At 69.5% G+C, this 9,432-nt stretch carries 4 protein-coding genes; 3 read left to right on the forward strand and 1 reads right to left on the reverse strand.

Translation table 11 applies throughout. The annotated features are described in order from the left end of the window. The coding region (locus TSH64_RS12525; protein ID WP_199237548.1) for a non-ribosomal peptide synthetase at positions 1-4,535 on the forward strand (4,535 nt) is incomplete at its 5' end. Between the two features lie 81 nt (positions 4,536-4,616). Here TSH64_RS12525 and TSH64_RS12530 read toward each other — a convergent pair. Then, positions 4,617-6,272 carry a cyclic peptide export ABC transporter gene (locus tag TSH64_RS12530; protein ID WP_109445384.1) on the reverse strand — a complete coding sequence of 552 codons (1,656 nt, stop codon included), beginning with the start codon at positions 6,270-6,272 and terminating at the stop codon, positions 4,617-4,619. A 383-nt stretch (positions 6,273-6,655) separates the two neighbouring features. On the opposite strand from TSH64_RS12530, the gene TSH64_RS12535 reads away from it, so the two are divergent. Both TSH64_RS12535 and TSH64_RS12540 read left to right on the forward strand, forming a co-directional pair. Next, positions 6,656-7,636 carry a FecR domain-containing protein gene (locus TSH64_RS12535; RefSeq protein ID WP_247872907.1) on the forward strand — a complete coding sequence of 327 codons (981 nt, stop codon included), beginning with the start codon at positions 6,656-6,658 and terminating at the stop codon, positions 7,634-7,636. A 203-nt stretch (positions 7,637-7,839) separates the two neighbouring features. Next, on the forward strand, positions 7,840-9,432 hold a 1,593-nt coding region (locus tag TSH64_RS12540; RefSeq protein WP_247872908.1), incomplete at its 3' end, for a condensation domain-containing protein.

Genomic DNA, 9,432 nt, shown 5'->3' on the forward strand with positions numbered 1-9,432 from the left:
CCGATCCGGCGCTGCTGGAGCGGACGCTCTCGGCGCTGCTGGCCCATCACGACGCCCTGCGGCTGGTCTTCGCGATGGATGGCACGGCACATCATCTGTCGTCCGATGCCGTGCCGCCGGTGCTGTGGCACCGCGTCGCCGCCGATGCCGGGGCGCAGGAGCGGCTGTGCGAGGAGGCCCAGCGCAGCCTCGACCTCGGGCATGGCCCGCTGCTGCGCGCCCTGCTGGTGGAGCGGGGGGATGACGGACAGCAACGCCTGCTGCTGGCGATCCACCATCTGGTGGTGGACGGCGTGTCCTGGCGCGTGCTGCTGGAGGATCTGCAGCTGGCCTGCACGCAGCTGGAACGGGGCGAGGCGGTGGCGCTGCCGGCCAAGACCGCGTCCTTCCAGTCCTGGGGCGAGGCGCTGCGCCGCCACGCCGCGAGCGGGGCGCTGAAGGATGAGCTGTCCTGGTGGCGCGACAGCTTGGCGGATGCGCCGGCCGGACTGCCTGGCGTGGCGGAGCCGGTTTCTCCCGAGGCGCTGACGGTTGCGAAGTCGGCGGTTGCGCGGACGCGGCTGGATGGGGGCTGGACGAAACGGCTGCTGTCGTCGGCGCCTGCGGCCTACCGGACGCGGGTGAACGACCTTCTGCTGACGGCGCTGTCGCGGGTGCTGTGCCGGTGGAGCGGCGCCGCCTCGGCGCTGGTGCAGCTGGAGGGGCATGGCCGCGAGGAGCTGGTGGCGGGCCTGGACCTCAGCCGCAGCGTCGGCTGGTTCACCACCACCTATCCGGTGCATCTGCACCCCGGTGGGGAGCTGGAGGCAGCGATCAAGGCGGTGAAGGAGCAGCTTCGGTCGGTTCCGTCGAACGGGCTGGGCTACGGCGTGCTGCGCCATCTGGGCGATGCGGAGGCACAGGCAACGCTGCGGGCCCTGCCCGAGGCGCGGGTGACCTTCAACTATCTGGGCCAGTTCGACGGCAGCTTCGACGACACCGCCCGCTTCGTGCCGGCCAACGAGCCGGCGGGTGCCCGTCTCGATGCCGACGCCCCGCTCGGCAACTGGCTGAGCATCGACGGCAGGGTCTATGACGGGGAACTGGTGTTCGACTGGAGCTACAGCCGTGCGGTGCTGGCGCCGCCGGTGGTGGAGGGGCTGGCCTCGGCCTATGGGGAGGAGCTTCGGGCACTGGTTGCGCATTGCGAGTCCTCGGCCGGCGGGCTGACGCCGTCGGACGTTCCGCTGGCCGGGCTGACGCAGGGGCAGCTGGACGCCCTGGCGCTGCCGGCGCGCGAGGTGGAGGACCTCTATCCGCTGAGCCCGATGCAGCAGGGCATGCTGTTCCATGCGCTGGAAGGCGCTGCGGAGGGCGAAAGCCCCTATGTGACGCAGCTCGCCGTCGAGGTGGAGGGGCTTGAGGAGACCCGCTTCGCCGCCGCCTGGGCCTGGGTGACGGCGCGCCATGCCGTGCTGCGCACCAGTTTCCTGTGGGGCAGCCGGCTTGCTGCCCCATTGCAGGCGGTGTGGGAGCGGGTGGGCGATGCGGTGTCGGTGCTGGACTGGCGCGACCGCGGCCTCGCCGGCGCCGACCTGGAGGAGGCTCTGGGTGCCTTGGCGCGGGAGGAGCGTGCCCGTGGCTTCGAGCTTGGCCGTCCGCCGTTGCAGCGGGTTCTGTTGGTGCGGCTGGGGCAGGGGCCACAGGGCCAAGCGCGCCATCGCCTGATCTGGACCAGCCACCACCTTCTGCTGGACGGCTGGAGCAGCGCGCGTCTGGTGGCGGAGGCGCTGGGCCGCTACCGGGGAGCGGAGGTGGACGGCGCGGTCGGTGGCGCGGCGGGCCGCTACCGCGACTACATCGCGTGGCTCGGGCGGCAGGATGCGGCGGCGTCGGAGCGCTTCTGGCGCGGGCGCCTGTCGGGGCTGGAGGCGCCGACGCTGCTGGCGGCGAGCCTGCCCTGCCGGCATCCGCAGGCGGGGCACGGCATTGTGCGGCTGCGGCTGGACGGCGGTGCGACGCGGCGGTTGCAGGCGTTCGCGCAGGCGCAGCGGGTGACGCTGAACACGCTGGTGCAGGGGGCGTGGGCGCTTCTTCTGCAACGCTACAGCGGGCAGGAGACGGTGGCGTTCGGTGCGACGGTGTCGGGCCGTCCGGCGGAGCTTGCCGGCGTCGAGGAGACGCTGGGGCTGTTCATCAACACGCTGCCGGTGGTGGAGCGTCCGCCATCGGATGAGCGGGTGGGGGAGTGGCTGCGCGGGTTGCAGCGGCGGAACCTGGAGATGCGCGAGCACGAGCACACGCCGCTGCACGAGGTGCAGCGCTGGGCCGGCTCCAGCCTCGGCACCAGCGGCGGCGCGCGGGCCCTGTTCGACAGCATCCTCGTCTTCGAGAACTACCCCGTCGACGAGGCCATCAAAAACCACAATGACCACACCATCAGATTCGGAGCCGCCGAGACCGTCGACGACACCCATTACGCCATGACCCTGACGGTGCGGGCCGGGGAAAAGCTGGATCTGGCCTTCGGCTACCGGCGCGAGCAGTTGGACACCGGCCGGGTGGAGGAGCTGTCCCGACTCTTCGGCGCCCTGCTGGACCGCTTGGCGTCGAATGCCGAAGCATTCGTCGGGGCATTGGATCTGCTGGAGGGCGACAACCGCCGCCGCCAAGTGCTGGTGGACTGGAGCGGACAGGATGAGCCGGGCTTGCCGCCTCCTTCCCTCCAGCGCCTGCATCAGCTGATCGAAGCCCAGGTCCGCCGCAAGCCGGAGGCGACAGCCCTGGTTCATCCGGGCGGTACCCTGAGCTATCGTGAGCTGAACGCCCACGCCAACCGTCTGGCCCGCCTCCTGCGCGCCGAGGGAATCGGGCCTGACGACCGGGTCGCCATCGCGCTTGAGCGCTCTCCCGAACTGCTGGTCGCCATTCTTGCGGTTCTGAAGGCCGGCGCCACCTATCTGCCGCTCGATCCCAGCTACCCGCCGCAGCGTCTGGCATACATGCTGGACGATGGCGGAGCCGCGCTGCTGCTGACCTCGGAGACGCTTCAGGGCGGCATGCCCAGGCCGGCCGGTCTGCCGATGGTCCGCCTGGACGCCGACCGGGACCGTCTGGCGGCGTTCGCCGACGATGATCTGCCGCCGGCCGGCGCACCCGACAACCTGATCTACCTGATCTACACCTCCGGATCCACCGGCCAGCCCAAGGGGGCCGGGGTGACGCAGGCCGGGTTCGTGAACCTGATGCGCTGGTATTGCGACCATGTCGGCTTCGATGCCGGCAGCCGCCTACTGCTGATGAGTTCGCACGCCTTCGACCTGACGCAGAAGAACCTGTTCGCACCGCTCCTGGTTGGCGGTCAGCTGCACATGGCAGGCGAAGGCTATGACCCGCAACTGTTGCTGGACTGGATCGCCCGGCATGGCATCACCGCGCTGAATGCCACCCCCAGCACTTTCCAGCCGCTGGTGGCGCTGGAACGGAATGGGGAGCTGGAGTCCCTGCGCGACGTGATCCTGGGCGGCGAGCCGATCCGCACCGATGCGCTGCGTCCCTGGCTGGAGAGACGGCATGGGCCGAAACCGCGCATCCACAACAGCTACGGTCCCACGGAATGCGCGGATGTCGTCGCTTTCCATCGCTGGGACGGCATCTCAGCCGAAATCCCGACCGGCCGGCCGGTGCCCGGACTGCGCCTTTACATAATGGACGGCTGCGGCAATCCGGTGCCGCCGGGGGTGGCGGGCGAACTGCACATCGGCGGCATCGGGGTCGGGCGCGGCTATCACCGCCAGCCGGGCCTGACCGCCGACCGTTTCATCCCCGATCCCTTCGGCGAGCCGGGCGGGCGTCTCTACCGCAGCGGCGACCTTGCCCGTCACGGCGAGGACGGTGTGATCGAGTATCTCGGCCGCATCGACCAGCAGGTGAAGATCCGTGGCCTGCGCATCGAACTCGGCGAGATCGAGGCGGCATTGCAGGCGGATGCGGCGGTCCGGAATGCGGCGGTCGCCGCCGTCGCAGGACCGGGCGGCGGACAGCTCTGCGCCTACATCGTTCCCGTCGAGCAGGACGGCCGGCAAGGCGACGCCCTCTGGCCGTCCCTCTGGCCGTCGTTGCGCCGGCGGCTGGGCGAACGGCTGCCCGACCATATGGTCCCCACCCTCTGGGTCCGGCTCGACCGGCTGCCTTTGACTCCCAGCGGCAAGCTCGACCGCCGGGCTCTTCCTCAGCCCGAACCGAGGCAGCGGACCCATGTGCCGCCCGTCACGGATCTGGAGTGTCGGCTGGCGGCTCTTTGGGAAGAACTGCTGCGGGTGGAGCGCGTCGGCCTTGACGACGACTTCTTCGAGCTGGGCGGCCATTCGCTGCTTGCGGTGCAGCTGATCGCCCGTCTGCGCCGCGATTTCGGAATCGGCCTGTCGCCGGGGCAGGTCTTCGGCAACGCCACCTTGCGGGCGCTGGCCGCCCATGTCGCCGAGCGTCCGGCGGCGCCGGATCCGGCCAAGCTGTCGCGGATGAGCGCGTTGATGGACATGCTGGAATCCGGTTGACCGGCGTGTTTCGGCAAGAAAATGGGGCGCAACCCGACCGGGTGCGCCCCATTTTTACTTCTGCTTCCCGTCCAGGCTCCGTCACAGCGCCGGCTGGCGATCCTCCACGACCTTGCCGGCGGTCAGCCGGAGCAGGTGGTCGGCCACGTCGAAATAGCGGTCGTCATGGGAGATGACGATGATGGTCTTGCCCAGCGCCTTCAGGCTCGGCAGCAGTTCGGTGTAGAAGATCCGCCGGAAGGTCGGATCCTGGTCGGCGGCCCATTCGTCGAACACCAGCACCGGCCGCTTCTCGGTCCAGGCCTGGAGAAGGGCCAGGCGCTTGCGCTGGCCGGTGGACAGGTCGGTTGTGCTGAACACGCCGTCGACGACGCTGACCTTATGGGCGATCTCCAGCCGTTCCAGATAGGCCTGGGCATCCTCCGGCACGCTGTCGTTCGCCTGGATCAGGTCGTCGAACAGGAAATAATCGGCGAAGATGGTGGTGAAGAGCTGGCGGTAATCGTCGCGCGTCTCCGGTGTCACCGGCCGGCCGTCCAGCAGAATCTGGCCTTCGTGAGGGGGGTAGAGGCCGAGCAGCATCTTGATCAGCGTGGTCTTGCCGCAGCCGTTCTCGCCGACGATGAACAGGATCTCGCCGCGGCCGACCCGCAGCGAGACGGGACCGAGCACGAAGGGCTCCACGTCGGGTCCGGCCGGCGGGTAGATGTAGCGGGCATTCCGCAGCTCCAGCCGGTCGATGGTCGCGGGCGGGCGGGCGTCGTCCTTCATCAGCAGATGCGGTTCCGGCGAGGCGAACTCCGCCGACAGGTCGGCGATGCGGCGGAAGGCGACCTGGGCGCGGCTGACGATGGGCAGGGTGCCGATCAGATGCTCCAGCGGCCCCTTCATGTAGAGCAGGACCAGGATGAAGCCGCTCAGCGTCCCGCGGTCAGTGCTGGGCCACAGCGCTTCGACGCCGAGCGCCACCCCGATGACGATGAAGAACAGCGTCGACCCGAATCCCTTGGCGATGACGAAGAGGTTGATCGACCGGATCTGGATGTCGCAGATGCGGTCGATGGTGCCGCGCAGCGCCTCGCTCTGCAGCCGCAGCCGCCGCGGACGGTTGATGCGCAGTTCCTTCGCCCCTTCCGCCAGCGACCGGTAATGCTTCTGCAGCTCATCCTCGTGGGCGCGCGCCTCGTGGAAGCCTTCGATGCCGCGGACGCGCGCCACATACTGCACGGCGCTGCCGATCAGGATGGCGGCGGCCGTCGCCAGGAACATCGGCCAGGACAGCACCGCCAGGTAGCACAGGCTGCCCATCGTGACGCTGAGCGACACCGCCAGCGGCGCGAAGGCGAAGGCGAAGTCGCTGATGGTGTCGACGTCGTGGGTCAGCACGGGGATCAGGCGGTGGCTGCGGTAGCGCTCGAGCTGATCGATCGGCGCGGTCAGGATGCGGTCGCCCAGATCCTTGCGCAGCCGCGCGATGACCTTCTGCCCGATCCGGTTGGTGCCGATGTCGGAAAGGACCGAGCCCGCGAGCGCCAGGGCGCACAGGCCGGCGAAGGCGAGCAGGATCCCGGCGCCCGGACTATCGCCTGCATGCAGGATGCGGTTGATGGTGGCCAGCAGCCCGGTCACGCTGAGTCCGCCCAGCACCCCCAGCAGGGTGGCGGCGGTCAGCATCGGCCAGAAGGGGCGAAGCAACTGGAGCAGAGCGGCGAAGCTGGTGCGGGGTGGCGTCGGCATCGGGGTTCCTGCGGGACGGGAGCGAAGGTGGCCGGCACAAAGGCTCCGCCGTGGAGGCGGATGCGCGCGGCCGTCCTGACTAGGACGAACGAGCGGGGCGAAACTGAAACCGTTATCCTCCGGAACCGCTTTTCCCGACGGCCTGCTTCCCGGAACCGGCCCCCCGATCCGTGCCTACTCTCCCACCCCGTGCCCTTGCCTGCCACGGAAGGTCGCAGCCGGCGCCGCGGACGCGGAGGTTTCCCTGCCCGATTACCTCGCGTAGAGTCCATTCCGTCCGGCTCGCCTTGCGATCCATCCCCTGCTTGCCCTATAGCTGCCGAACGCCTTCCGGAGCCGAGCGCGCCCGTATGCCTCCGTCTTATCCTTCCGACGATGACCGCGTGACCGAAGAGGCTGCGGACTGGTGCCTGCGCCTGCAATCGGCCGAGGTCAGCGACGCCGATCGCGCCGCATTCGAACGCTGGTGCCTGATGGACCCGCGCCATCTGGCGGAATTCGATGCGATGCGGGAGATCTGGGGCCTGTCCGCCGGTCTGCGCCCGCGGGTGACTGCGGTTCCCGGGACGGCGGCGGCACACCCTGCGCCGGGCTGCGGGCGGACAGCGCGGTCCGCCGCCGTCAGGGTTCCGTCACGGTGGCGGCGCTGGGCGATGGCGGCCTGCATTGCGGCGACCCTGGCCGCCTGCTGGCCTGTGGGCTGGTCGTTCGGCATGCTGCCGGGGCGTGTCGATGTCTTCCTCGGCGGCGGCCGGCACCGCATGGTCGAGTTGCCCGACGGTTCCACCGTGGACCTGAATGTCCACACCACCCTGTTCTATGCCCAGTTCCGCGACCGGCGCAGCGTCCTGATGGACCATGGCGAGGCCTATTTCGCGGTCGCGCACGATGCCGGACGGCCCTTCACCGTCTTCACTGCCGGTCATCGGGTCCGGGTGACGGGGACGAAGTTCAATGTCTGGGCCAATGACGGCGATCTCGCCGTGACGCTGGCGGAGGGATCGGTCACCGTGAGCCCCGACGCGGCGGCGGGAGGAGAGCCTTTGCGGCTGATGCCCGGCATGCAGGGCCGCTTCGCCCGCGACAGCCGGTTCGGCAGCGTTGCGCACGTCGATCCGCTGCGGATCCTGTCCTGGCGCGAGGGCAGGCTGGTGTTCGACAACATCACGCTGGCCGAAGCGGTGCCCCTGCTGAACCCCTATCTGTCGCAGCCGCTGAGGCTGGCCGACCGCAAGGTGGGGGCGATGCGCATCGGCGGCGTGTATGACGTCGCCGATCTGGACCGCGTTGCGGCGTCCCTTCCGCGGGTGCTGCCGGTGACGCTCGCGTCCAAGGACGGCGAACTCCTCGTTTCGGCCCGCTGACTCCGAGCATCCGCGAGCACACACCATTCGCCGCCGCCGATTCCGAACCGGCGGGGTAAATCCGGCCGTCCCTGCTTCGTCACTACTGGAGACCGCGGTGTGCCTGATGGCGCGCCGCGCACAGTCTGGCCGCCCCGGTCGACCGTACCGGAACCCCCGGCGGCCGGATCAGCGTCAAGCCAGCCGGCGATGGGAAATTCCAGATGGTTGCTCAAGACTCCGTGGACCTGGTCCGCCGCTTCATCGGCCTGCCGGTGGAAAAGCGCAAGCTGTTCTGGCGCGCCATGCGCGACGAGGCCGTGGACCTTTCGCTGCTGCCGATCCCGGCGGACCTCGCCCCGGCCACGGAGGTGCCGCTGTCCCATGCGCAGCGCCGGATGTGGGCGTTGTGGAAGCTCGATCCCGACAGCGGCGCCAACAACATTTTCAGCGCGACGCGCCTCGCCGGGGATCTTGATCGCGACGCGCTGTCCCGCGCCTTCGAACGTCTGCTGGGCCGCCATGCCGCTCTGCGGACTGTGTTCCGCCAGGGCGACGGGGAACCGGTGCAGACCGTCCTCGACGATACCGAATTCCGGCTGGCGGTCGACGACCTGAGCCATCTGCCGGCCGACGGGCGCGAACGTGCGGCCCGCCGCCTGATCGAGGAGGAGGCGCAGGCCCCCTTCGATCTGGAAACCGGCCCGCTCCTGCGCGCGCGCCTCGTCCAACTGGGGCAGCAGGACCATCGTCTTCTGGTGACGATGCACCACATTGCATCGGATGGCTGGTCGATGGCCGTGCTGATCCGGGAGTTCGCCGATCTATACGGGGCCATCCGGCAGGGCGGGAGGGTCGACCTGCCGCACCCCCCGATCCGCTATGCCGATTACGCCCTTTGGCAGAAGAACATGCTGGAGGCGGGCGAGGCGGAGCGGCAACTCGCCTATTGGCTCGACCGTCTGGGGGGAGAGCGGGCTCCGTTGGAACTGCCTGCCGACCGGCCGCGGCCGGCGCGGCAGAGCCACCGTGGCGCCATCCTTCGCTTCACGCTCGGTGCGGAACTGGCCGGGACGTTGCGCGCCTTCGCCCGCGAGAACGACGCCACGCTGTTCATGTTGCTGTTGTCGGCTTTCACGATGCTGCTCCACCGCCACAGCGGGCAGGGGGATATCGCCATCGGCGTGCCGGTCGCCAACCGCGACCGTGCGGAGTGCGAAGGCGTGGTCGGCTTCTTCGTCAACACCCAGGTTCTGCGCCTGCGGATCGACGGGCGTGACCGCGTCGCCGACCTGCTCGATCAAGTCCGGCAAACGGCGCTGGGGGCGCAGGCGCATCAGGATCTTCCCTTTGAACAGCTGCTGGAGGCGCTGAAGCTGGGGCGCAGCCTCAGCCACAACCCGCTGTTCCAGGTGATGTTCAACCACCAGCGCCGCGATGGCAGTGCCGCCTCCGTGATGGATGGTCTGAGGGTGGAGCCGATGGCGCTCGACAGCGCCATGGCCAGCTATGACCTGACCCTCGATACCGTGGAAGAAGAGGGCGGTGGGATCGAGGCCTCTTTCACCTACGCGACCGATCTCTATGACCATGACAGGATCGAGCGGTTGCGCCGCCATTTCGAGACGCTTCTGTCTGGTCTTGTTGCGGATGCCGGGCAGCTGGTGGGCGAGGTGCCGCTGCTGACCGCGGATGAGCAGGCGCGCTTCGCCGCCTGGAACGCACCGGTCGCCGCCGAGGCCTTCGAGCCGGTGCATGCCCGCATCGCCGCCATGGCCACCGCCCTCGGCGACCGGCCGGCGGTGGTGGACGGTGCT

Source organism: Azospirillum sp. TSH64, from assembly GCF_003116035.1.
Lineage (GTDB): Bacteria > Pseudomonadota > Alphaproteobacteria > Azospirillales > Azospirillaceae > Azospirillum.

Excerpts from the sequence above, each read along its gene's own strand:
- TSH64_RS12530 (WP_109445384.1), bottom strand. The coding sequence starts at position 6,272 with ATGCCGACGCCACCCCGCACCAGCTTCGCCGCTCTGCTCCAGTTGCTT.